This window comes from Streptomyces sp. NPDC005402 (assembly GCF_040606575.1).
In the GTDB taxonomy this organism is placed as follows: domain Bacteria; phylum Actinomycetota; class Actinomycetes; order Streptomycetales; family Streptomycetaceae; genus Streptomyces.
In genome coordinates this window covers 41,763-65,161 of record NZ_JBEXFB010000015.1, presented here as the reverse complement: position 1 = coordinate 65,161, position 23,399 = coordinate 41,763, and the positions used below count along the sequence as shown (strand labels likewise).

General features: G+C 70.6%; 16 protein-coding genes, 1 other RNA gene and 1 pseudogene. 7 read left to right on the top strand and 11 right to left on the bottom strand.

Annotation, left to right across the window (positions count from 1 at the left end; all coding sequences use genetic code 11):
* Positions 1 to 679 precede the first annotated feature (679 nt).
* From ABZT02_RS27340 to ABZT02_RS27330, 3 genes are read left to right on the top strand one after another with little or no spacing between them, the layout of a single operon-like run.
* The gene (locus ABZT02_RS27340) at positions 680 to 1,972 is read left to right on the top strand and encodes an extracellular solute-binding protein (protein WP_356021757.1); all 1,293 of its coding nucleotides are present in this window, start codon (positions 680 to 682) and stop codon (positions 1,970 to 1,972) included.
* Positions 1,969 to 2,913 carry a sugar ABC transporter permease gene (locus ABZT02_RS27335; protein WP_356021755.1) on the top strand — a complete coding sequence of 315 codons (945 nt, stop codon included), beginning with the start codon at positions 1,969 to 1,971 and terminating at the stop codon, positions 2,911 to 2,913. Before ABZT02_RS27340 ends, ABZT02_RS27335 begins: the two co-directional genes overlap by 4 nt.
* A complete protein-coding gene (locus ABZT02_RS27330; protein WP_356021753.1) occupies positions 2,910 to 3,734 on the top strand; it encodes a carbohydrate ABC transporter permease in 825 nt (274 codons plus the stop codon). Before ABZT02_RS27335 ends, ABZT02_RS27330 begins: the two co-directional genes overlap by 4 nt.
* Here the strand turns inward: ABZT02_RS27330 and ABZT02_RS27325 are convergent.
* Positions 3,727 to 4,999: pseudogene (locus ABZT02_RS27325) on the bottom strand (RNA-guided endonuclease TnpB family protein). The gene ABZT02_RS27330 and the pseudogene ABZT02_RS27325 sit on opposite strands and share 8 nt — an antisense overlap.
* A gap of 89 nt (positions 5,000 to 5,088) precedes the next feature.
* Between ABZT02_RS27325 and yicI the strand changes: the two are divergent.
* On the top strand, positions 5,089 to 7,338 hold the full coding sequence (gene yicI / locus ABZT02_RS27320) for an alpha-xylosidase (protein WP_356021751.1): 2,250 nt from the start codon (positions 5,089 to 5,091) through the stop codon (positions 7,336 to 7,338).
* Positions 7,338 to 8,342 (top strand): LacI family DNA-binding transcriptional regulator, encoded by a 1,005-nt coding sequence (locus ABZT02_RS27315; RefSeq protein ID WP_356021749.1) that lies wholly within the window; start codon positions 7,338 to 7,340, stop codon positions 8,340 to 8,342. The genes yicI and ABZT02_RS27315 overlap by 1 nt, the downstream gene beginning before the upstream one ends.
* 66 nt (positions 8,343 to 8,408) lie before the next feature.
* Here ABZT02_RS27315 and ABZT02_RS27310 read toward each other — a convergent pair whose 3' ends face one another.
* The 6 genes from ABZT02_RS27310 to ftsE form a co-directional block, all read right to left on the bottom strand.
* The gene (locus ABZT02_RS27310) at positions 8,409 to 9,011 is read right to left on the bottom strand and encodes a contact-dependent growth inhibition system immunity protein (RefSeq protein ID WP_356021747.1); all 603 of its coding nucleotides are present in this window, start codon (positions 9,009 to 9,011) and stop codon (positions 8,409 to 8,411) included.
* A 156-nt stretch (positions 9,012 to 9,167) separates the two neighbouring features.
* Positions 9,168 to 9,554: a transfer-messenger RNA gene (gene ssrA, locus ABZT02_RS27305) on the bottom strand.
* Positions 9,555 to 9,652: 98 nt separating this feature from the next.
* Positions 9,653 to 10,195, bottom strand: coding sequence for an SsrA-binding protein SmpB (gene smpB / locus ABZT02_RS27300; protein WP_352391203.1), 543 nt, complete (start codon positions 10,193 to 10,195; stop codon positions 9,653 to 9,655).
* A 91-nt stretch (positions 10,196 to 10,286) separates the two neighbouring features.
* The gene (locus ABZT02_RS27295) at positions 10,287 to 11,459 is read right to left on the bottom strand and encodes a S41 family peptidase (protein ID WP_356021745.1); all 1,173 of its coding nucleotides are present in this window, start codon (positions 11,457 to 11,459) and stop codon (positions 10,287 to 10,289) included.
* Positions 11,460 to 11,527: 68 nt separating this feature from the next.
* Positions 11,528 to 12,445 carry a permease-like cell division protein FtsX gene (ftsX, locus tag ABZT02_RS27290; protein WP_007382423.1) on the bottom strand — a complete coding sequence of 306 codons (918 nt, stop codon included), beginning with the start codon at positions 12,443 to 12,445 and terminating at the stop codon, positions 11,528 to 11,530.
* A 42-nt stretch (positions 12,446 to 12,487) separates the two neighbouring features.
* Positions 12,488 to 13,177 carry a cell division ATP-binding protein FtsE gene (gene ftsE / locus ABZT02_RS27285; RefSeq protein WP_007382424.1) on the bottom strand — a complete coding sequence of 230 codons (690 nt, stop codon included), beginning with the start codon at positions 13,175 to 13,177 and terminating at the stop codon, positions 12,488 to 12,490.
* Positions 13,178 to 13,413: 236 nt separating this feature from the next.
* Between ftsE and ABZT02_RS27280 the strand changes: the two genes are divergently transcribed.
* On the top strand, positions 13,414 to 13,605 hold the full coding sequence (locus tag ABZT02_RS27280) for a hypothetical protein (protein WP_356021742.1): 192 nt from the start codon (positions 13,414 to 13,416) through the stop codon (positions 13,603 to 13,605).
* 103 nt (positions 13,606 to 13,708) lie between these two features.
* On the opposite strand, the gene ABZT02_RS27275 is transcribed toward ABZT02_RS27280, so the two are convergent.
* From ABZT02_RS27275 to ABZT02_RS27260, 4 genes are all read right to left on the bottom strand, one after another.
* Positions 13,709 to 14,323: a hypothetical protein gene (locus ABZT02_RS27275; protein WP_356021740.1), complete on the bottom strand. Its 615-nt coding sequence runs from the start codon at positions 14,321 to 14,323 to the stop codon at positions 13,709 to 13,711.
* Between the two features lie 293 nt (positions 14,324 to 14,616).
* Positions 14,617 to 15,723 carry a peptide chain release factor 2 gene (gene prfB, locus ABZT02_RS27270; RefSeq protein ID WP_355748469.1) on the bottom strand — a complete coding sequence of 369 codons (1,107 nt, stop codon included), beginning with the start codon at positions 15,721 to 15,723 and terminating at the stop codon, positions 14,617 to 14,619.
* Between the two features lie 59 nt (positions 15,724 to 15,782).
* On the bottom strand, positions 15,783 to 17,039 hold the full coding sequence (locus ABZT02_RS27265) for a serine/threonine-protein kinase (RefSeq protein ID WP_356021738.1): 1,257 nt from the start codon (positions 17,037 to 17,039) through the stop codon (positions 15,783 to 15,785).
* A gap of 108 nt (positions 17,040 to 17,147) precedes the next feature.
* Positions 17,148 to 18,842, bottom strand: a complete 1,695-nt coding sequence (locus tag ABZT02_RS27260) for a serine/threonine-protein kinase (RefSeq protein ID WP_356021736.1) — start codon at positions 18,840 to 18,842, stop codon at positions 17,148 to 17,150.
* Between the two features lie 330 nt (positions 18,843 to 19,172).
* On the opposite strand from ABZT02_RS27260, the gene ABZT02_RS27255 reads away from it, so the two are divergent.
* Positions 19,173 to 23,234, top strand: a complete 4,062-nt coding sequence (locus ABZT02_RS27255; RefSeq protein ID WP_356022088.1) for an FHA domain-containing protein — start codon at positions 19,173 to 19,175, stop codon at positions 23,232 to 23,234.
* Positions 23,235 to 23,399: the final 165 nt, after the last annotated feature.

Below are 23,399 nucleotides of genomic sequence, written 5' to 3'. Positions count from 1 at the left end.
ACGAGACCACGCCCCTCACTGCGACCGGCCCGCCCGGCAGGATCGTTCTGCGGAAGCCCGGGCGACAGCTTGAAGGTTGGGCACCCCTCCCCCGGCCGGGGGCGGCCCCGATGCTCACACCCACCTGCACGAGACCAACGAGAGCACGACCCTCACTGCGACCGACCTGCCCGGCGGAAACGCCTGCGGGGACGCGGCCGACGGCTGGACGGTCGAGCTCGTGACGCCGCCAGCGGGTTACGACGTCCCGCGCACAGCAACCGCGAGATCCGCGAGGGCATCGCCCCCGCCCCGACCGCCCCGCTCGCCGGGGCCGCACCCGCGCGCGCAACCAGCACACCGCCACGGACCTACGGCACCCGCCCCGCCTACCGGGACCGCTCACCGCGCACGCACGCACACACACCCAACGACCGAACCGCCGAGCACCCCACACCCTCCGCGAACCAAGGCACCACCCCCCTCGCAGCGACCCCACCAGCAGGGTCGCCCCCTCACCCCACCGCCGGATCGTCGAATCGCTTCACCCGATCCTGCATAACCCATTGACGACCTTCAAAGCCGACACATACGTTCCTTCGTCGAAGCGCTTCGACAGGGGTCGTCGAATCGAGTCGATTCGACGACCCCTGCGCGGCGCCCGGCCCGAAGCAACCATCCGACTCCCCGGAGGTACGGGATGTTGACGGCACGACGGCGTGTGGTGGCGACCGCGGTGGTCCTGACCGGATCGCTGCTGATGACCGCCTGCGGAAACTCCGACAGCGGGTCCTCCGACGGCAAGACACTGCGGCTGTGGCACTACGAGGGCCCGGACAGTGCGATGGGCATCGCCTGGAAGGAGGCGATCAAGGAGTTCGAGGCCACGCACCCCGGTGTGAAGGTGGAGTTCGAGGAGAAGAGCTTCGACCAGATCCAGAAGACCGCCCCGATGGTCCTCAACTCCTCGGACGCGCCCGACCTCATGGAGTACAACAAGGGCAACGCGACCGCGGGCCTGCTCTCCAAGCAGGGCCTGCTGACCGACCTCACGGAAGAGGCCACCAAGCGCGGCTGGGACAAGAAGCTCAGCCCCAGCGTCCGCACGACGAGCCTCTACGACACCAACGGCGTGATGGGCTCCGGCAAGTGGTACGGCGTCCCCAACTACGCCGAGTACACGATGGTCTATTACAACAAGGACCTCTTCAAGAAGTACGGCATCGCCGAGCCGAAGACGCGCGCCGAACTGACCGCCGCGATGGACAAGTTCGTCGACAACAAGGTCACCCCCCTCGCCAACGGCGGCGCCGCCTACCCCGCCCAGCAGTACCTCTACCAGCTGGCGCTGTCGAAGGCCGACCGCTCGTGGGTCGACGCCTACCAGCTCTACAAGGGCAAGACCGACTTCCACGACGCGGCCTGGACCTACGGCGCCCAGACCTTCGCCGACTGGGTGAAGAAGGGCTACTTCAGCAAGTCCTCCAGCGGCCAGAACGAGGAGGCCGCCGGTGTCTCCTTCACCTCCGGCAAGACGCCGATCCTGTTCTCCGGCAGCTGGTGGTACGGCCGCTGCAAGACGGACAACAAGTTCGACTGGGGCACCTTCCGCTGGCCAGACTCGCAGCTCACCCTCGGCTCCGGCGGCAACCTCTGGGTCGTACCGCAGGGTTCGAAGAACAAGGACCTCGCCTACGACTTCATCGACATCACCATGTCGAAGAAGATCCAGAACCTGCTCGGCAACTCCGGCGGTGTCCCGGTCGCGGCTGACGCCTCCGCCATCACCGACCCGCAGTCGAAGACCCTGATCGACGACTTCAACACCCTCTCGAAGAACGACGGCCTGGCCTTCTACCCCGACTGGGCGGTCCCCGGCTTCTACGACGTCCTCGTCTCCGAGACCCAGAAGCTGATCACGGGCAGCGAGAAGCCCGACGGCTACCTCAGCGATCTCCAGGAGGCCTACGACAAGGGCGCGCCGAAGCAATGACGGCGACCGTCGAACGCGGTGCGCGGTCGGTCGGCAAGGGCAGCGCCCCCCGGCCGCCGCGCCGCCCGCGCGACTCCTACACCCTCTTCCTCCTGCCGGGCGCCCTCGCCTTCCTCGCGATCATCGTCCTGCCGTTCGTGATGAACACGTACGTGAGCTTCACGGACTGGCAGGGCGTGGGCTCCCCCGAGTGGTCGGGGCTCGCCAACTACCGCGAGCTGATGGACGATTCCGAGTTCTGGGCGTCCTTCCGGCACAGCCTGTTCATGGTCGTCGCGATGGCGGCGATCCCCACGGTCCTCGGACTCGTCCTGGCCGCCGCCCTGTTCGACTACGTCGGCAAGCACTTCGGCACCCGGATCGCCGCCGTCCTGCGCGCCTGCTTCTACCTCCCCCAGGTCCTGCCGATCGCGGTCGCCGGCATCGTCTGGAGCTGGATCCTCGCCCCCGACAACGGCTCCCTCAACGCCCTCCTCAAAGCGATCGGCCTCGGCAGCTGGCAGCAGGACTGGCTCGGCGACCCCGATCTCGCCCTCTACAGCGTCATGGGCGTCATGGTCTGGGTCCAACTGGGCTTCCCGCTGGTCGTCTTCATGGCCGGCCTGCAACGCGTGGACCCACAGCTGTACGAGGCGGCCGAGCTGGACGGCGCCGGCTGGTGGCGCCGCTTCTGGCACATCACGCTGCCGCAGGTCCGCCCGGAGATCTACGTCGTCCTGACCTGGTGCTCGATCGCCGCGCTCAAGGTGTTCGGCGCGGTGTACGTCCTGACCAAGGGCGGGCCCGGCGGCGCCACCGACGTGCCCTCCTACTTCTCCTTCACCACGTTCTTCGAGAAGACGCAGGTCGGTTACGGCGCCGCGATCTCCACCGTGCTGACGGTGCTCATCCTCGCGCTCTCCCTGATCGGTCTGCGGCTCCAGGAGAGGACCGACTCATGACCACCGCCCTGCGCCGCTACCCGGTCCTGATCGCCCTGTGCCTAGCTGCGCTCTTCATGGTCGTGCCCTTCCTCATCGTCACGGTCAACGCCTTCAAGTCCCCGACCGAGTACGCCCAGCACGGCCCCCTGAGCCTCCCCGACGGCTTCTACACGAACGGCATCGAGGACTTCTGGGAACGCGTCGACTTCGGCCGGAAGCTCCTCAACTCGGTACTGATCAGCGGCTCGGTGGCGGTACTGGCCGTGGTCCTGTCGGTCCTCAACGCCTACGCGATCGGCATCGGCCGGATCAAGGGCCGCACCTGGGTCCTCGCCTTCTTCGTCCTGGCGAACATGCTGCCGCAGGAGGCGCTGGTCTACCCGGTCTACTACCTGAGCAAGGAAGTCGGCCTCTACGACACCAGGTTGAGCGTGATCATCGTGTTCACGGTGATCCAGGCGGCGTTCGGCACGTACCTGCTCTCCGCGGTGCTCGGCCAGTTCCCCCGCGAGATCCTGGAAGCGGCCCGGATCGACGGCGCGAACAAGTGGCAGGTGCTGTGGCGGATCGTCGTCCCCGTCAGCCGTCCCACCCTCGGCGTGCTGCTGGTCTTCTTCTTCATCTGGACCTGGAACGAGTTCCTGCTCCCCCTGGTCATGCTGATCTCCAACGACAACCAGACGGTGTCGGTGGCTCTCGGCGTCCTTCAGGGCCAGCGCCTGATGGACGCCACGATGACCAACGCGGCCGCCCTGCTCGGCGTCCTCCCCGCGATCGTGTTCTTCCTCGTCTTCCAGCGAACCCTCACCCGCGGTATCGCCGTGGGAGCGGTCAAATGACCGCCTGCCGTGGGTGCCGTGAATTGACATCTCTCCTCTCTCCGAGGAGACGCTCCGACTCCGCGACGCTACGCGACGCTCCTTCGAAGCCTTCCTGCTTCACCACCGACCGCCCCGTCCGGAAGGATCTTCCGTTGAGGTCTTACACCGGCTCCACAGGCCGACACCGCCAGCCCGGCGGCCAAAAGGTTACGTGCCGCGTTCGTGTCCCGGTCGTGGGTCACGCCGCAGCTCTCACACGTCCAAACACGGACGTTCAAGGGAAGATGCTCACGGATGAGGCCGCAACCCGAGCATGCCTTACTGCTTGGGTGCCAGCGGTCAACGGCGATCAGTTCCCGCCCGTACCAGTCACACTTGTACTCCAGCATGCTCCGCAATTCGGCCCACGACGCATCCGAAATCGCACGCGCGAGTCTCCGGTTCTTGAGCATGTGCCGCACTGTCAAGTCCTCGATCACGATCAGTTGGTTCTCCTGAACGAGACGAGTAGTCACTTTGTGCAAGTGATCCCTGCGCCGGTCGGCAATGCGCACATGCACCCGTGCGACCTTGAGCCGAGCCTTCTCCCGATTCTTACTCCCCTTCTGCTTGCGCGCCAGTTCACGCTGTGCCCGTGCCAACCGGGTTCGCTCGCGCTTTTCCTGCTTCGGATTCGTGATCTTTTCACCAGTCGACAGGGTGAGCAGACTGGTGATTCCCGCATCGATTCCAATTCGACCTGTGGCTTCTTCGGCTGTTACGGCGTCCTCACAGAGCAGGGACACGAACCAGCGTCCCGCCGCATCTCGGGAGATGGTCACAGTGGACGGCTGGACCTCCGCAGGCAGCGGCCGGGACCAGACAATGGCGAGCGGGTCACTCATCTTGGCCAGAAACAGTTCACCACCGCGCCAGCGGAAGGCGGCCCTCGTGTAGGTCGCCGAAGGACGCGACCTCTTGCGCGACTTGAACCGCGGATACTTCGCCCGCTTGTCGAAGAACGCCTGGAAGGCGAGTTGAAGATGCCGCAGAGCCTGCTGCAACGGCACCGAGGACACCTCGCGCAGGAAGGCCTCCTCTTCGCCGGCCTTGAGCACCGTCAATGCGCGATCCGTGGCCGGATAACCGACCCGCTCCCCGCGCAGGGTGTACGCCTCCGAGCGAAGCCGCAAGGCCCAGTTGTACACATAGCGAACGCAACCGAAGGTGCGTGTCAGCTCCGCCGCTTGCTCACTGCTGGGATAACAGCGGTACTTGAACGCCCGCTTCACCTGCCGCTTCACGCTTACACGCTACCGGCATCACCGTGTAAGCGTCTTGCGTTTCGGGAGACTCCCCGGCCAGGAAGCCAGACCATCCCGGGAGGTAGCAAGTGAAGTTCACCGACGGCTACTGGCTGTTGCGCGAGGGCGTCACCGCGGCGCATCCGGCCCAGGTCCACGAGGTCGCCGCAGCGGACGGCCGGCTGGACATCCTCGCGCCGACCCAGCCCATCCGCCGCCGCGGCGACCTGTTGAAGGGACCGGTCGTGACGATCAGCGCCCATGCCCCGATACCCGACGTCATCGGCGTCACCTTCACCCACTTCGAGGGCGAGCAGCCGCAGGGCCCCCAGTTCGAGGTGCGTAAGGAGGACTTCACCGCGCACACGGAGTACGACGAGGAGCACGCCACCCTCACCTCCGGCGCCCTGTCGGTCCGGGTGGCCCGCACGGACACCTGGCAGGTCGACTTCCTCGCGGACGGCCGGCTGCTGACCGGCAGCGGCCCCAAGGGCATGGGCATCATGCGGGACGCCTCGGGCGCCCACTACCTGCGCGAGCAGCTCGGCCTCGGCGTGGGCACCTCGGTCTACGGCCTCGGCGAACGCTTCGGGCCGCTGGTCAAGAACGGCCAGGTCGTCGACATCTGGAACGCCGACGGCGGCACCGCCACCGAACAGGCCTACAAGAACGTCCCGTTCTACCTCACGGACGCGGGCTACGGCGTCTTCGTCGACCACCCGGGCAAGGTCTCCTTCGAGGTCGGCTCGGAAGCCGTGTCACGCGTCCAGTTCAGCGCGGAGACCCAGGAGCTGACGTACTACGTCATCTACGGGCCCTCCCCGAAGGAGATCATCCGCAAGTACACGGCCCTCACCGGCCGCCCGGCCCTCCCGCCCGCCTGGTCCTTCGGCCTGTGGCTGTCGACGTCCTTCACGACGTCGTACGACGAGGAGACCGTCACGTCCTTCATCGAGGGCATGCGGGAACGCGAACTCCCCCTGTCCGTGTTCCACTTCGACTGCTTCTGGATGCGCGAGTTCAACTGGTGCGACTTCCAGTGGGATCCGCGGGTCTTCCCCGACCCGGAGGGCATGCTGGCCCGGCTGCACGAGCGCGGTCTGCGGGTCTCCGCGTGGATCAACCCGTACATCGCCCAGCGTTCGCCCCTGTTCGCGGAGGGCAAGGCGCTCGGCCATCTCCTCAGGCGTCCCGACGGCAGCGTCTGGCAGTGGGACCTGTGGCAGCCCGGCATGGCCCTGGTCGACTTCACCAGCCCGGCCGCCCGCGACTGGTACGCCTCCAAGCTGGAGGCGCTCCTCGCACAGGGCGTGGACTGCTTCAAGACCGACTTCGGCGAACGCGTACCGCTGGACGTGGAGTGGTCCGACGGCTCCGACCCGGAGCGGATGCACAACTACTACACCTACCTCTACAACCGGACCGTCTTCGACGTGCTGCGCAAGCACCGCGGCGAACAGGAGGCGGTCGTCTTCGCCCGCTCGGCGACGGCGGGCAGCCAGCAGTTCCCGGTGCACTGGGGCGGCGACTGCGAGGCCACGTACGAGTCGATGGCGGAGTCTTTGCGCGGCGGCCTGTCCCTCGGCCTGTCCGGCTTCGGCTTCTGGAGCCACGACATCGGCGGCTTCGAGGGCACCCCGACCCCTGCTCTGTTCAAACGCTGGCTGGCCTTCGGCCTGCTGTCCTCCCACAGCCGCCTGCACGGCAGCTCCTCCTACCGCGTGCCGTGGCTGTTCGACGAGGAATCCGTCGACGTACTGCGGCACTTCACCCGCCTCAAACTGCAGCTGATGCCCTACCTCTACGAGGCCGCGCACACCGCCCACACCGAGGGCGTGCCGGTGATGCGGGCGATGGTCCTGGAGTTCCCGGACGACCCCGGGTGCGCGCACCTGGAGCGCCAGTACATGCTCGGCCCCGACCTGCTGGTCGCGCCCGTGTTCAACGACGAGGGCGAGATCTCCTACTACGTCCCCGAAGGCACCTGGACCCACTTCGTGACCGGCGAGACGGTGACCGGACCGCGCTGGGTGCGCGAGAAGCACGACTTCATGAGCGTGCCACTGCTGGTACGGCCCGGCGCGGTGATCCCGGTCGGCGCGGTGGACGACCGGCCCGACTACGACCACGCCGACGGGGTGACCCTGCGGGCGTACGGCCTCGGGCGGGGCGAACAGGTCACGGTACGGGTCGGCGAGGCCGTCTTCACCGTCGTACGCGAAGGGGACACGCTGCGGGCGTCCTGCACCGACCCTTCGGCGTCCTGGGGCCTGGCGGCCGGGGACAGGGCGGCGCGGGCGCGGGCCGGCACCGGTTTCCTCTCCCTGGAGCTGGGCTGATGGTGAAGATCACGGATGTGGCGCGGCGGGCCGGGGTCTCCCCCAGCACCGTCTCCTACGCCCTCAGCGGCAAGCGCCCGATCTCCGAGGAGACCCGGCAGCGGGTCGAGGCGGCCATCCGCGAACTGGGCTACCGCCCGCACGCGGGCGCCCGCGCCCTGGCCGGCAGACGGTCCAACGTCCTGGCCCTGGTCGTGCCCCTGCGGCCGGGGATCCACGTCCCGACCGTGATGCAGTTCGCGGTGTCCGTGGTGACCACCGCCCGCCGCCACGACCACGACGTGCTGCTGCTCACCCAGGAGGAGGGTGAGGACGGGCTGACGCGGGTCGCGGACACGGCGCTGGTCGACGCGCTGATCGTGATGGACGTCCAACTGGACGATCCCCGGCTGCCGTTGCTGCGGTCCCTGGACCTGCCGTCCGTGCTCATCGGCTTCCCCGCCTCCCCGGAGGGCCTGACCTGCGTCGACCTCGACTTCAGGGCGGCGGGCGAGGCGTGCGTGGAGCATCTGGCACGACTGGGTCACCGGTCGGTGGCCCTGGTCGGTTCCCCGCCGGAGGTGTACGTGCGCCGGACGGCCTTCGCCCAGCGGGTGGTCCAGGGCTTCACGGCCGCCGCCGACCGCAGCGGCATGTCGTCGGCCGTGCACCCCTGCGAGCCCGGCGCGGCCCGCGAGGTCGCCGAGCGACTCCTGCGCGAACAGCCCGCGTTGACGGGAGTGGTCGTCCACAACGAGGCCCTGCTCGAGCCATTGCTCGACGCCTTCGAACAACTCGGCCTACGCGTCCCGGCCGACCTGTCCCTCACCGCCATCTGCCCCGACGAACTCGCCGAGTCGGTCCGCGTCCCCATCACCTCGGTGGCGCTGCCCTCGGCGGAGGTGGGCGCGCGGGCCGTGGAGCTCCTGATGAAGAAGCTGGACGGGACGACCGTACCGGAGTCGACGTTGTTGCCTCCTCGGATGACGGAGCGGGCGAGTACGGGGCGGCGGACGGTTTCCTGACCCGCGACCCGAGGCGGCACGGAGAAGGCCCGCACTCGGTCGAGTACGGGCCTTCCCCGCCGGAACCTACGGCTCCTCGACCAGGAACCTGACGCTGTCCACGACGAATTCGCCGTAGTGGAGAGCCGACCCGACGGCCTCCATCCGCTGGTACTGGGCCGAGGACAGCGAACCGTCAGGGGCGTACACGACGGCCTTCAGCAGCACCCGGAACGCCAGGTCCGGAGTGCAGCGGCGAGCGCACTCGACCAGCGCGCGGCGCACCTCGGCGTCCAGGAACTCCACCCGCTCGATCTCGGCGACGACCGCGTCCCGGTGGGCGATGCCGTCCTCGATATCGGCTCCGGCCAGCGGGCGCACGTCCGCTTTCGCGGCCAGCCGCGACGCGCACAGGTCGATGACCGTCCGCGTCCACTCGGCACCCGTGATCCGCTCGAAGCTCGGTATGTACTGCGTCCCGGCCGTCCACAGCACCTCCAGCGTCTTTGAGGGAAGGTGGTCGAGAAGGGCCCGGGCATCACGCTGTACCGCCAGGACCTCCTCGTCGCTCTCCTCCTCCAGGTGTTTCGCGACGACATCGGCGGCCGTGGGCCCGTCGTAGATCCAGTCCTGATGGAAGAAGCCCATCACCCAGGGGACACCGAACTCGAACTCGGTGAAGCGCTGCACTGTTGGTTGACCCCTTACTTCGAAGAGTTTTGTGGGTTACCTGTGGGAAACGTGTGAAGCCCGGGGCTGCCCTGGTCAGGACAGGACATGACGAAGGCCCCGCAGCCGTGAAGCTGCGGGGCCTTCGCCCACATGGGGTTGCCTCCCGGAAGAGGCGAGTGGAGATGGCGGGAATCGAACCCGCGTCCAACGGTGCAGAACCAGGGCTTCTCCGTGTGCAGTTCGCTGCGATTTTCTCGGCCCCGGCGATCACGCGAACAAGTCGCCGACGGGCCCAGTCACTGTTTGGTTTCCCATTGAACCCCGTGACCGGGCTCAATGGTTTAGTCCCCTAGATTATGCCAGGATCCGGGTCGGGAACACTCCCGGGCTGACACCCGTTAGGGCCTTCACTCACTGCTTATTAGGCAGCGAGGGCGAAGGCGCGGGAATCGCTCTTGGAATTGGCGATTATTGGTTGCGACATATGGTTTACGAGATCATTGCCGCTTCCTCGACACGCTTCCCCTGCCTCAACAGCCGCTGTCGAAACCGATCATCCCCATGTTTTGTTTTCAATGCGCCCACCGACCGCGGCCGGTGTTGACACCATCGTACGTGACCAACGTACGCCGATGCCACCGTATTCCGGGCGGTCCGGCCTACTGGCCCCGCTCCTTGCGCTTCACCGCCGCGATCGCGCGGTCCGACTCCCGGCGGTCCTGCTTCTCCCGCAGCGTCTGCCGCTTGTCGTACTCCTTCTTGCCTCGCGCGAGGGCGATCTCGGCCTTGGCCCGGCCATTGGTGAAGTACAGGGCGAGGGGCACGATCGTGTGACCCGTCTCCTGGGCCTTCGTCTCCAGCTTGTCGATCTCCTCGCGGTGCAGCAGCAGCTTGCGCTTGCGGCGCGCGGAGTGGTTGGTCCAGCTGCCCTGGCTGTACTCGGGGATGTGGGCGTTGTGCAGCCACGCCTCACCGCCGTCGATCTGGACGAAGCCGTCGGCCAGCGAGGTGCGCCCCTGACGCAGCGACTTCACCTCGGTCCCGGTGAGCACGATCCCGGCCTCGTAGGTGTCGATGATCGCGTAGTCGTGCCGGGCCTTCTTGTTCTGGGCGACCAGCTTCCGCTTGCCGCCCTTCTCGCCGTCCTGTGCCTTGCCGCCCCCGCCACCCTGCTTCGGCTGGGACTCCTTCGGTACGTACATTCCCTTGCTCATAGTGCTGCCATTTTCGCACCAGGGAGGGGGGCGGAGACCAGTGCTTATCCGGTGGACGGTCGGGCCCGGGGGCGACCGTCTAGTCGCCCAGCCCCCCGAGCACCTTCTCCGCCTGCTGAAGGCCCCGGTCGTCCGCCTCCAGATCAGGCGTGATCCCCCGCCCGTCGACCCCTCGCCCCGACGGAGTCCGGTAGTGCCCCACGGTCAGCTCGGCCACCGACCCGCCCGGCAGCGGGCTGGGCATCTGCACGGACCCCTTGCCGAACGTCCGCGACCCCACGACCACCGCCCGCCCCCGGTCCTGAAGGGCCCCGGTGAGAAGCTCGGCCGCGCTCATCGTGCCGCCGTCGACCAGCGCGACCAGCGCCCTGCTCGTGTCCCCGCCGGGCTCGGCGTGCAGCGCCTGCTGCGACCCGTCGACGTCGTAGGTGGCCACCAGTCCGCCGTCGAGGAAGGCGGACGCCGTGGTGACGGCCTCGGTGACCAGCCCGCCGGAGTTCCCGCGCAGGTCGAGGATGATCCCGCCGCCGGCCGGAGCGTCCCGTACGGCGTCACCGACCTCGTCCCCGACGCCCTTGGTGAACGAGTCGATCCTGATGACGGTGATCCCGCCGGCGAGTTCTCGGACGGCGACCGAGTCGGTGGACAGCCGGGCTCGCCGGACGGTCCGCGTCCACGCGTGTGTGCCGCGCTCCAGGCCCAGCCGGACCGCCGTACCGGCGGCCGCGTCCGTGGCGTCGCCGCGCAGTAAAGAGACCACCTCGGTGACCGGATGCCCGTCCACCCGCTCCCCGTCGACAGTGCGCAGCCGGTCGCCCTCACGGATCCCGGCGGCCGCCGCGGGCGAGTCCGAGCTCACCCGGGTCACCTCGATACGGCCGTCCCGCTCGCGCCGCGCCCACAGGCCGACGCCGGTGTACCGGCCGTCGAGGGCCTCCTCGAACTCCTCGTACTCGCCCCGGGAGTAGACGGCTCCCCAGCGGTCCCCGCTGCGGCTGACGGCACGCTCCGCGGCCTCGGTGGGGGACTTGCCGTCGGCCAGGGCCTCCTCGGCCGCCTCGGTCACGTCCTCGTGGTGACCGGCGGGGGCTGCCGAACGGGCCGTGTCCGACGGGGACTTCCGGTCGCCGCCGTCGGCCTCGGGGAAGGAACCGGTCGCCGCGCCGGCCACCAGCACGCTCGCGAACACCAATGTCAGGGCCGCCCCGCGGCCGATGCGGCGGGGCTGACAGAACAGATCTCGGCCCGACATGCCGGTGAGTCTAGGACAACGCAAGAGGGCCGCACGGCCGGTTGACCGTACGGCCCTCTTGGCATGTGTCACACCTTCAGGTACTTGCGCAGCGCGAAGAACGCGGCCAACGCCGGCATCAGCACGCTCGCGGCCAGGATGAGCGGCAGCTTCGTCAGGACGGCGTCCCAGCCCACGAAGTTGATCAGGTTGAGCTTCGTGGCCAGGGCCATGCCGTGGTCGACGGTGAAGTACCGGCCGACCACCAGGAAGACACAGGCGAGCCCGCCGCCGATCGCACCGGCGACGGCGGCCTCCATGATGAACGGCGCCTGGATGTAGAAGCCGGACGCGCCCACCAGCCGCATGATCCCGGTCTCCCGCCGACGGCTGAACGCCGAGACGCGCACCGTGTTGACGATCAGCAGCAGGGCGACGATCAGCATGAGCGCCATGACGCCGAGCGCGGCCCGGTTCATCAGGTTCAGCATCGTGAAGAGGTTGTCCAGGATGCCCTTCTGGTCCTGCACGGACTGCACGCCGTCACGGCCGTTGAAGGCGGTCGCGATGACCTGGTACTTCTCCGGGTCCTTCAGCTTGATCCGGTACGACTCCTGCATCTGGTCCGGGGTGAGGGACGCGGCCAGCGGGGAGTCGCCGAACTGCTCCTTGTAGTGCTTGTACGCCTCGTCCTGCGACTCGTGGATGACCGTCTCGACGACCGACATCTTCTTCAGGTCGGAGAGGATGTCCTTCTTCTGGTCCTCGGTCACCGCGCCCTTGGCGCAGTTGGGGTCCGACTCGGCGTCGCTCTTGTTGCAGAGGAAGATCGAGACGTTGACCTTGTCGTACCAGTAGCCCTTCATGGCACCGACCTGGTCGCTCATCAGGAGCGACCCGCCGAACAGGGCGAGCGACAGGGCGACGGAGACGATGACGGCGAAGGTCATCGTCAGGTTGCGACGGAGACCGACACCGATCTCGGAGAGTACGAACTGGGCGCGCATGGCGTCTTCTTCAGGCCTTTCCGGGGACTCTACGAACGGCGGTCAGTGCTGGTAGCCGTAGACGCCGCGTGCCTGGTCGCGGACGAGGCGGCCCTTCTCCAGCTCGATGACGCGCTTGCGCATCTGGTCCACGATGTTCTGGTCGTGCGTCGCCATCAGCACGGTCGTGCCCGTCCGGTTGATCCGGTCGAGCAGCTTCATGATGCCGACGGAGGTCTGCGGGTCGAGGTTGCCGGTGGGCTCGTCGGCGATCAGCAGCTTGGGCCGGTTCACGAAGGCCCGCGCGATGGCCACGCGCTGCTGCTCACCGCCGGACAGCTCGCCGGGCATCCGGTCCTCCTTGCCGCCGAGCCCGACGAGGTCGAGCACCTGCGGCACGGACTTGCGGATCTCGCCGCGCGACTTGCCGATGACCTCCTGCGCGAAGGCCACGTTCTCGGCGACGGTCTTGTTCGGCAGCAGCCGGAAGTCCTGGAACACCGTCCCCAGCTGGCGCCGCATCTGCGGCACCTTCCAGTTGGACAGGCGCGCGAGGTCCTTGCCGAGGACGTGCACCTGCCCCTGGCTGGTCCGCTCCTCGCGGAGCACCAGCCGCAGGAAGGTGGACTTTCCGGAGCCGGAGGACCCCACGAGGAACACGAACTCGCCCTTCTCCACTTCCAGGGAGACATCCCTGAGTGCGGGGCGGGTCTGCTTGGGGTAGACCTTGGATACGTTGTCGAATCGGATCACGGATGCACCACGGTAGGCCGGGGGTAGATGAGCGTGACCATACGCGAACCGGGTGCGCGAGCGCAGGCGCCGGTTCGGGTTGCGTATCGGATGGGCGGTTTTGTGCCGACCTGGTAACCCACCCTTCGGCAGCGCACAGGCGACCCCCAGCGGAACCTGGCACAGTAGGGAGGGGAACGTTCTCCGCCCCGGAGGCGTTCTCCCCGTGGAACGTATTCGCAAGAAGGGTGACGCGCATGACGTACGACCGCCTGGTGTGCGCAAACTGCGCGGCACCCGTGAGCGAGGGCCGGTGCCCGGTGTGCCGCGCGAACCGTGAGCGGCTGGAGCAGGAGAGCCCCTTCGCGGGCATGAACCCGATGGCCCTGATCGCCCTGCTCGCGGTCCTGATCGCAGCGTTGGCCCTGCTGGCGCACCAGACCGCGTAGGCGGCGCCGAGGACATACGAAGGGCCCGGAGCCGACAGGCTCCGGGCCCTTCGTCGTACAGCATGCGCACGCTAGGCGGGCACGTGACTACCGGACGTCACCGTCAGGCGGCGGCGCCACCGCGGCCGCCGGCGAGGCGCGGAAGAACACGGAAGCCGACACCGCCGGCGATCATCGTGGCGGCACCGATGATCAGGAACGCGGTCTGACCGGCACCGGTCTCGGCGAGCTCCTGGCCGTTGCCCTGGGCCGACGTGTTGGACGTGGTGTCCGTGCCGGTCTCGGTGAGGGCCGAGGAGCCCTCCTCCTGGGTGGAGGCGTTGGAGCCGCCGTCGGGGTTGGTGTTGCTGTTGCCACCCCCGGCGTTGCCGTTTCCGTTGCCGTTCCCATTCCCGTTGCCGTTCCCGTTACCCGGGGCGGTCGGGTCCTCCGTGGGCTCGGTGGGCTCCTCGGTGGGGTCCGTCGGGTCGTCCGTCGGGTCCTCGGTGACCGGCGGTGTCACCGGAGTGGTCGGCAGCTCGGTCGCCGGGTCCGTCGGGAGCTCGGTGACCGGCGGCGTGGTGGGCGGGTCGGGAGTGGGCGTGGGCGTGCTGCATTCAAGGCCCAGGAACCCGCAGTCGTCGGCGGATGCGACGCCGGCGGCCGTCAGCGAGGCGCCGGCCGCGATCACGGCACCGGCTGCTATGCGCGCGATCCGGATGCGCGTCTTCTTCGTCATGTGGTTGCTACCCCCAGTAGCTCATCGTCAATGAGGCGGCGCTCGGGGCCGTGATCGACGGGAGAAGGTAGCTGTTGCTCAAGTCCCCCGGTTCACATGCGCCCCAGAGATACGCATGCCGCGCTTCACCCTTCCCATTTTTCAAAGCAACGTCAAGGCCGTTGCGGGCGCGATGTCCTGGTAAGCGCTCTTTGCCGGGGAAAGCGGTCTGTGAGTGTGATGTAAAACCCAGACATAAAGCAAACTGCCGCCCGCTGGGCGGCAGTTGCAGAACGATGGTCAAGTCGACAAAGTTACTTCTCCTGCTGCTTGCGCCAGCGAATTCCGGCCTCGAGGAAGCCGTCGATCTCACCGTTGAACACAGCCTCGGGGTTGCCGACCTCGAAGTCGGTGCGCAGGTCCTTGACCATCTGGTACGGGTGCAGGACGTACGAACGCATCTGGTTGCCCCAGGAGTTGCCGCCGTCGCCCTTGAGGGCGTCCATCGCGGCCTGCTCCTCCTGGCGGCGCCGCTCCAGCAGCTTGGCCTGGAGGACGTTCATCGCGCTCGCCTTGTTCTGGATCTGCGAGCGTTCGTTCTGGCAGGAGACGACGATGCCGGTGGGGAGGTGGGTGAGGCGCACGGCGGAGTCGGTGGTGTTGACGCCCTGGCCGCCGGGACCGGACGACCGGTACACGTCCACGCGCAGCTCGGACTCGTCGATCTCGATGTGGTCGGTCTGCTCGACCACGGGAAGGATCTCCACCCCCGCGAAGGAGGTCTGCCGGCGCCCCTGGTTGTCGAAGGGCGAGATGCGCACGAGCCGGTGGGTGCCCTGCTCGACGGACAGGGTGCCGTAGGCGTACGGCACCTGCACGGCGAAGGTGGTCGACTTGATGCCGGCCTCTTCGGCGTACGACGTCTCGTAGACCTCGGTCTTGTAGCCCTTCTGCTCCGCCCAGCGCAGGTACATCCGCTGCAGCTTCTCGGCGAAGTCGGCGGCGTCGACACCACCGGCCTCGGCGCGGATGTTGACGAGCGCCTCACGGGAGTCGTACTCGCCGGAGAGGAGGGTCCGCACCTCCATCTCGTCGAGCGCCTTCTTGACGGCGACGAGCTCGGACTCGGCCTCGGCACGGGTGTCCGGGTCGTCCTCCTCCTCGGCCATCTCGAACAGCACGGAGAGGTCGTCGATGCGGCCGCGCAGCGCGTCCGCCTTCCTGACCTCCGCCTGGAGGTGGGACAGCTTGCTGGTGATCTTCTGCGCCTCGTCCGGGTTGTCCCACAGGGACGGCGCGGCCGCCTGCTCCTCGAGCACGGCGATGTCTGCCCTCAGCTTGTCGAGGTCCAGAACGGCCTCGATCGACTCCATGGTCGAGGAGAGGGACTTGAGCTCTTCGGATACATCGACGACTGCCACGCCCTCCAGCCTAACGGCTGTGGCAACCGACGTCGGTCGTCCCCCGGACCGCCGTCTCCTCAGGGGGAGGCGGGCGCCGAGTTCTGCGTGTCCTGCGGTGACGCTCCCGCGTCGTCGCCCGAGGTGGCCGCCCAGATACCGACGCCCGCCGCGGCCGCCAGCACCACCGCCGCGGCCCCGACGGCCAGCCGGCGCCGCCGCGTGGCCGCCCGATGCCGAGCCGAACCCGGGCGGGGCGCACCCGCGGGCCGGGGCACCCGGGCGGTCCCCCGCGCGCCTCCGGCCAGCTCGTCGGGCGCCGGCACCCTCATCGACGTGTGCGTGTCCCGGTTGGAGTCGGCGGGCTTCGCCCCCGGCACCAGCGGCACGGCCCCTCGCCGCACCGGCCGCCCGGAGGACACCGCCTCCCCGTCGGAGGCCGCCGTCGGCGCCTCCCCGTCCCGCTCCTCCTCCTGCTCCCCGTCCGGCTCGTCCACGTCCAGCGGGGGCATCCCGGCCAGCAGGGGCAGCAGCTCCCGCAGCCGCACGCCGAGCTCGGACGCGCGCAGACGTGAGGCCGGCGCCTTCGCCAGGCACTGCACGATGAGCTGCCACAGCTCGTCGGGGATTCCCGGGAGCGGAACGACCGTCTCCGTCACATGCCGGCGCAGCACCGCTCCGGGATGCCCGCCTCCGAACGGCGTGAACCCGGCCAGCAGTTCGTACAGGACGGTCGCGAGGGCGTAGATGTCCACGGACGCCCGCGGCGGCAGCCCCTCGACGATCTCCGGCGCCAGATAGTCCGGGGTACCGATGATCTTCGTGGCCCGGGTCCGCCGCGGCGAGTCGATGAGCTTGGCCACACCGAAGTCGGTCAGCAGAGCGGGGTGCGCGCCGCCGGGGCCCAGCGGCCCCTGCATGTCGAGCAGGATGTTCTCCGGCTTCACGTCCCGGTGCACGACCCCCGTCGCGTGCGCGGCGGCCAGGCCGTCCGCGACATCCGCCACGATCGCCACCGCCGCCTCGGGCGCGAGCCGCTTCTCCCGGTCGAGCCGGGTGCGCAGATCCGTCCCCCGGACCAGGTCCATGACGAGCGCGAGGTCGTTGCCGTCGACCACGAGGTCGCGTACGGAGACCACGTGGGGGTGCTCCAGGCCGAGCAGGGCCGTGCGCTCCTGGACGAAGCGTCCGACGAGCTCCTGGTCCGACGCGAGATCCTCGCGCAGCAGCTTGACGGCGACGGGCCCCTCGGGTCCCTCGCCCAGCCACACCGTGCCGGCGCTGCCCCGCCCCAGGATCTGGTTGGCGGTGTACCGGCTGCCGATCTTCCGTGCCAAGACTGCTCCTACAGACGCGTGTTGCCGACAAAACTACGCGTCGGAAGAGCCAACCTTCACCGCGGAGACGGAAATCACCCGCTGGGTGTCGACAAATCTCCAGAGTTACTACTGACCTGAGGTCTTTCCGCCCAGGTCCCCGATCCAGCCGCTGACGGTGTCGATGATGTCCCCGATCTGCTGCCAGTAGCTCTTACCGGTGCCGATCCACTCCTGGAGCGGGCTCAGCTCCCAGATCAGCCAGCTCGCGACGAACAGGATGACGATCGTGAACAGGCAGCCCTTGAGGCAGCCCAGACCCGGGATCTTCATCGGGTTGGCACTGCGCTGCCGCGGCTGCCGGGGCTCGCGCGCGGGGCGCTCGGGCTGCGGCGGGGGCGCGTACCGCTGCGGCTGCTGCTGCGGGGCGTACTGCTGGGGCTGCTGCTGCGGCTGACGGCCGTGACCGCCCTGCGGCGGGCGCTGCTGGGGCCGCTGCTGCCGCTGCGGAGGCTGCTGTTGCTGCGGTCTGGCGACCTGCCGCTGGGGGCGGCGGCGCAGCGGGTCCTCGTTGGGGTCGAGGTACTGGACCTGCGTCTGTTCGTTGCGGTCCCGGGCCGCGCGCAGCTGGTTCTGCCAGGGGTGCGGGTCCTCGGGGCCGCCGGGCTGCTGTCCCTGCTGCCCGTACTGGCCCTGTCCCGGCTGTCCGGGCGGTACCGGCGGCATGACGGCGGTCGGATCGGCCGCGCCGCGGTGCGGGAGTACGGCGGTGGGGTCGGCGGCGCCGACGGGGTTGCCGGGGCCGGTGTGCGGCAGGAAGCTGGTCGCGGCGTTCGGGTCGTAGGCGCCCGCGCCGTGCGGCAGCACCTGCGTCGGGTCGGCGGCGCCGGGGGTGTCCGGCACCGCCGCCGGGTCCGGGTCGGGCAGCAGCAGCGCGCCGACGTTGTCCGCCGCGGCGATCTGCGCGGAGTTCGCGTGCACGCCGATGCCCTCGGCGACCACACGCAGCCCGCGCGCGAGGTTCTCGGCACTGGGACGCCGGTCCGGGTTCTTGCTCAGACAGCGCTCTATGACCGTCCACAGCGGGTCGGGGACCGTGGAGGGGCGGCGCGGCTCGGCGCTGAGGTGCTGGTGCAGGACTTCGAGGGCGGAGCCGCCGGCGAACGGCGGACGGCCGGTGACCAGTTCGTACAGCAGGATGCCGGCGCCGTAGATGTCGACGGCGGAGGTCTGCGGGCGGCCCTCGGCGGACTCGGGCGCGACGTACGCGGGCGTGCCGACGAATTCCTGGGTCCGGGTCAGTCCCGGGGAGTCCGCGAGGCGCGCGATGCCGAAGTCGGTCAGCAGGGGGTGCATCTGGCCGCCGTGCTGTCGCAGCAGCACGTTGGCGGGCTTGAGGTCGCGGTGGACCACGCCGTCGGCGTGGCTGGCGGCGAGCGCGTCGGCGATCTGGGCGGTGATCAGGGCGGCGCCGACGGGGCTGAAGGGGCCGTTCTCGCGCAGGTAGCGGTGCAGGTCGGGGCCCTCGACGAGGTCCATGACCAGAGCGAGCAGATCGCCCTCGACGACCAGGTCACGCACCCGCACGATGTTCGGATGGGTCAGCCGCAGCAGGACGGAGCGCTCGCGCAGGAACCTCATCACGATGTCCGGGTCGCTCGCGAGCTCCTCCTTGAGGACCTTGATCGCGACGGTCTCGCCCGGCTGTCCGGGAACGGCGGCCTCGGCGCCCGCGGTCTCCCGCTGGCGGGCTCGCCACACGGTCCCCGTGGCACCGCGTCCGAGCGGCTCCTCGAGGAAGTACTTGCTGCCTACCGGCCGCACGTCTGCACTCCCTGCTGCTTGCTGTCGTTCCGACCCACTGTAGTGCCGCTCCTCCAGGCACTACGTAAGCGCTGCCAAGCACGTTCGAAGGAAAGACGCTCCGTCCGGGCCTCCTGGTTGCCGGACGTTGACGTGACCGATCTCAAGTGATCGCCGGCACCGCACTGGTCAGGCACTTTTGGGGGCAGAGCTGACCAATCAAGATCACTTGCCCTCGGGCGGCGGGCGCGTTGTCAGTGGCAGGTGCAAGGATGCCTACCGTCAAGGCCGACGAACTTGGGCGCGTGCTTGTCCGCGAACCAGTCCGCGCAGAAGGGACCGCTGACGGCGATGCAGATCCGGCTGACCGTCGTAGACCCGCTGGGCCCGTCCGACCGGCCCCGGGGCCGCGCCGCGAGCTGCGACGTGCTGGTCACCGCTCCCGTCGGCACGGCACTGGCCGCGGTGGCCACGGCGCTCGCCTCGGCGGTCCCCGGGGACGGGGGCGCCTCCCGCGCGGGCGAGGCCGAGCGCGGCGGCGGTCCGGTCGTGCTGTACGCGGGCGGCGAGCGGCTGGACGCCCAGCGCGCCACCCTCGGCGAGCCGCCGCTGATCGACGGCGCCGTGCTGTCCCTGGGCGCCCCGGCGGCCCCCGAGCCCCACCCCGAGCTCGACGACGCCCCCACCCAGCTCCATGTGGTCGCCGGCCCCGACGCCGGCGGCGTCCATCTGCTGCACGGCGGCCAGATCCACATCGGCCGCTCCGCCGACGCCGACGTCCCCCTGGACGACCCCGACGTCTCCCGCCTGCACTGCGCGGTCACGGTCGCCCCCGACGGCCGCGTCTCGGTGGCCGACCTCGACTCCACGAACGGCACGACCCTGGACGGCGCCCGCGTGGGCACCCGCCCGGTCCGGTTCCCTCCGGGGGCGCTCCTGAGGATCGGCGAGTCGGTGCTCCGGCTGTCGCCGAGCGGGGGGCGACGGCTCGGGACGGAACCGGACGGCGAGGGACACGTGCGGGTGACCGCCGGCGAGGCCGGGCCCGTGCCGGGCGACGAGCGAGGGCCCGCAGACGCGGATGCCGCCGCCCGTGCCGCCCGTGCCGGGCATGCGCCGGGCGGGAGCCTCGCAGCCGGTGGCTCGGCAGCGGCCTGGGAGCCGGGCACCGCGGGTCATGGACCGAGCGTGGTCGGGCAGCGCCGGGCTTCGGAGAGCGCCGCGGAACCCGGCCCGGCCGGGAACCCGCCGGGTGCTGTCCAGGGGCGCGGGACGGCAGGAACCCGCGAGGACGGCGGAGGTGCGTCCGGCTCGGCCTCCGGACCAGCCGCCGGCCCGCCACGCGCGCGCGGCAGGGTGTCGGCACGTGCCGCTGAGGCCGCCGCGTCCGCCGTGAACGCGAGGTCGGCGGAGGGCTCGGCACCCGCGCGTGGCGGCCGGGCCGGCGGCGACGCCTCACCTCAGCAGCCCGCCGACCGGACCCATCACGCCTACGGCTCCGCGAGCTGGGGCGCGTCGGGCGGCGGCCCCGAGACCACGGGAGCCCAGGGCCACGGGCCCACCGAGCCGTCGGTCGTCGTGCCGGGGCAGGGCGGCGCGCCCCGCATCGAGCGCCGGGGCGACACCGAGGCCGGCCCCCGGGGCGCTGCCGGAGCGCGCTCCTCCGGCGAGGCAGGGGGCAGGGCTCCCGGCGGGGACACCCACGGCGGCCGGTCCGGCCTCGGCTCCTTCGAGGTGACACGCACGACCGCTGTTCCCCCGCCTCCGCCGGCCGGCCAGGACCTGCCCTCCGCTCCCGCCTCCGACACCCCGGACGCCCCCGCGACCGGCCGCCGCAAGGGCACGCCCCTGCGCGGCACCGACGTACCGCAAGGCGTGCGGCGGCGCGGCGGGCTCTCCGCGTGGGCCCGGCGGCTGACCGGGGGCCGGAGCGAGCAGGAGACGTCCGAGCGGGACGAGTCGTACGACGGGACGACCCCGCCCGTCACCGCGGTGCCGTCGGCCGCCGCGCCCCAGATGCCCGAGGTCTGGCCCGATCCGGCGGCTTTGCTGCTGACGGCGCTGGGCCCCGGTGCGCGCCTGTGGGAGCGCGGGCCCGGGCATCCGGAGGCCCTCACCGTGCGGCTCGGCACCGCCGACCGGGCGGCCCCCGACGGCTCGGGGCTGCTGCCCGCCGTTCCGGTCACCGCGGATCTGCGCGAGGCCGGCGCACTGGGCCTGGCCGGTCCCCGCGCGCGGCTCGCCGGGCTGGCCCGCGCGGTGGTGGCCCAGCTCGCCGCCCTGCACGCGCCCGAGACCCTGGAGATCGTCCTGATCAGCACGGACCGCTCCCGGTCCGCGCAGGAGCGCACCGCCGAGTGGTCCTGGCTCGGCTGGCTCCCCCATGTCCGCCCGGGACACGGCCAGGACTGCCGCCTCCTCCTCGCCCACGACCGCGAACAGGCCGCGGCCCGCACCGACGAACTTCTGCGCCGCCTGGACGACCACCTGGCCGACTCCGAACTCCCCCCGGCCCGCAGGACCGCCCCCGCCGCCCACTCCGCCACCGCGCAGGACCGCCCCGGCAACACCGTCCGACGGCCCTCCTGGGCCCGGGACGACGCGGAGGACGGGACGAGCGGTGGTTTCCCCGGGCCGTACACCGTGGTCGTCGTGGACGGCGACCCCGGCGGCGCCGGTCTGCGCAAGGCCGTGGCGCGGCTGGCGGCGGAGGGCCCCCGGGCAGGCATCCACATCGTGTGCCTCGCCGAGACGGCCCCGGCCTCACCCGCCTCTCCGGTGACGGACACGTACGAGGCGGCCTGCGCGGCGGCCCCGACGTTCCGCGAGTGCGGGGCGGTCGGCCTGCTCAGCGGGGACGTGGCGACGGCACTGCGGCTGATGCGGGTGGCGCGCACAGGGGTTCCAGCGGAGGCGGGCACCGGGACCGACGGCACCGGCCCTTCCCGCAACCGCCCCGAGCCCGGCCGCCCCGACACCTCACGCTCCGGCAGCACCGCGGCCGACGCGCGCCACGCGGACGCGCCCCGCACCGGCACCGAGGCCCGCTCCACCGGCTCGGCCTCGCGCACCGACACCGACACCGTCCACCTCACCGCGGCCCCGGCCCCCGTCGGCCACGGCACGGTCGCCGCCGTGGACGCCGTCTCCGCGGCCTGGGCCGAGCGCTTCGCGCGGGCGCTGGCCCCGCTGCGGACGGACGGGGCCGTCGGTGCGGGGCACACGCGCGTGTCCGCGCCGTTGCCCCAGTCGGCGCGCCTGCTGGACGAGTTGGGGCTGGCCCGGGCCACCCCGCCGTCGCTGATGACACGCTGGGCGGACGCGGCCGACGACCCGGAGTCGCTCGGCGGCCGGGCCTGGGCGGTGCTGGGGGCCGGACCGCGCGGCCCGGTCTGCGCCGACCTCGTGGCCGAGGGCCCGCACCTGCTGATCGAGGGCCCCGCGGGCAGCGGCCGTACGGAACTGCTGCGGGCGGTCGTCGCCTCGCTGGCCGCGGCCGAGCGCCCGGACCGCCTGAGCATCGTCCTGATGGACGGCCGGGACAGCGTGGGGGGCAGCGGCCACGGCGAGGGCCTGCGCGTGTGCACGGACGTACCGCATGTCACCACCCACCTCACCGCCAACGACCCGGTCCGCATGCGGGAGTTCGCCCAGTCCCTGAGCGCCGAGCTGAAGCGGCGCGCGGAGCTGCTGGGCCGCTCCGACTTCGCGGAGTGGCACACCGGCCGGGAGCTCTCGGGCCGTATGGTCGCGCAGCGCACCGCGTCGCCCCGGAGCACGGCGGGCAGCGCGGGGACGCCCGGCGACCCGGCCGCCGGTGACCTCGACTCGCCGCCCAGCTCCACGATCCGCCTGCGCCCCGCGGCGGTCCGCCGTGGGACGGAGACGGCACCCCCGCTCCCCCGTCTGGTCGTGATCGTGGACGACCTGGACGCCCTGGTCTCCCCGTCCCTCGGCTCCCCGGGCAGGCCGGCCGCCGGCTCGGTCATACGCGCGCTGGAGGCGGTGTCCCGTGAGGGCGAGCGCCTGGGCGTCCACCTGGTGGCCGCGACCGGCCCGGGCGGCCGTACGGCGGAGTCGGAGGCGGCCCGCCGGGCCACCCTCCGCGTCACCCTGGACACCCCGGCCGCCGGCCCGGACGAACCGGCTCCCGGCCGGGGCCGGTTGACCTCATCCGACGGCCGGGTCACGGCCTTCCAGGCGGGCCGGGTCACCGGCCGCATCCCCCGCACGGCGACCCTGCGCCCCACGGTCGTCCCGCTGGAATGGGAACGCATGGGCGACCCCCCGGCCCGCCGCCCGGTCCGGGAACTGGGCAACGGCCCGACGGATCTTGCCCTGCTGGCGAGTGCATTGGAACGGGCAGCGAGGGAAGTCGCAGCGGCAGAGGTCCCGTCACTGCTCCAGACGTGACGGGGTCCGGGGGCACCGCCCCCGGCGACGCGCGCCACAACGCACCGGCACTGGTCACGACGGCATCACGATCTTCCGCTTGACAGCGGACGCCCACTTGCCGACCTCGTCCCCCCGGCGTAGACCAGATCGCACGAGACAGCCCTCGAACGTTCGACGAGGAAC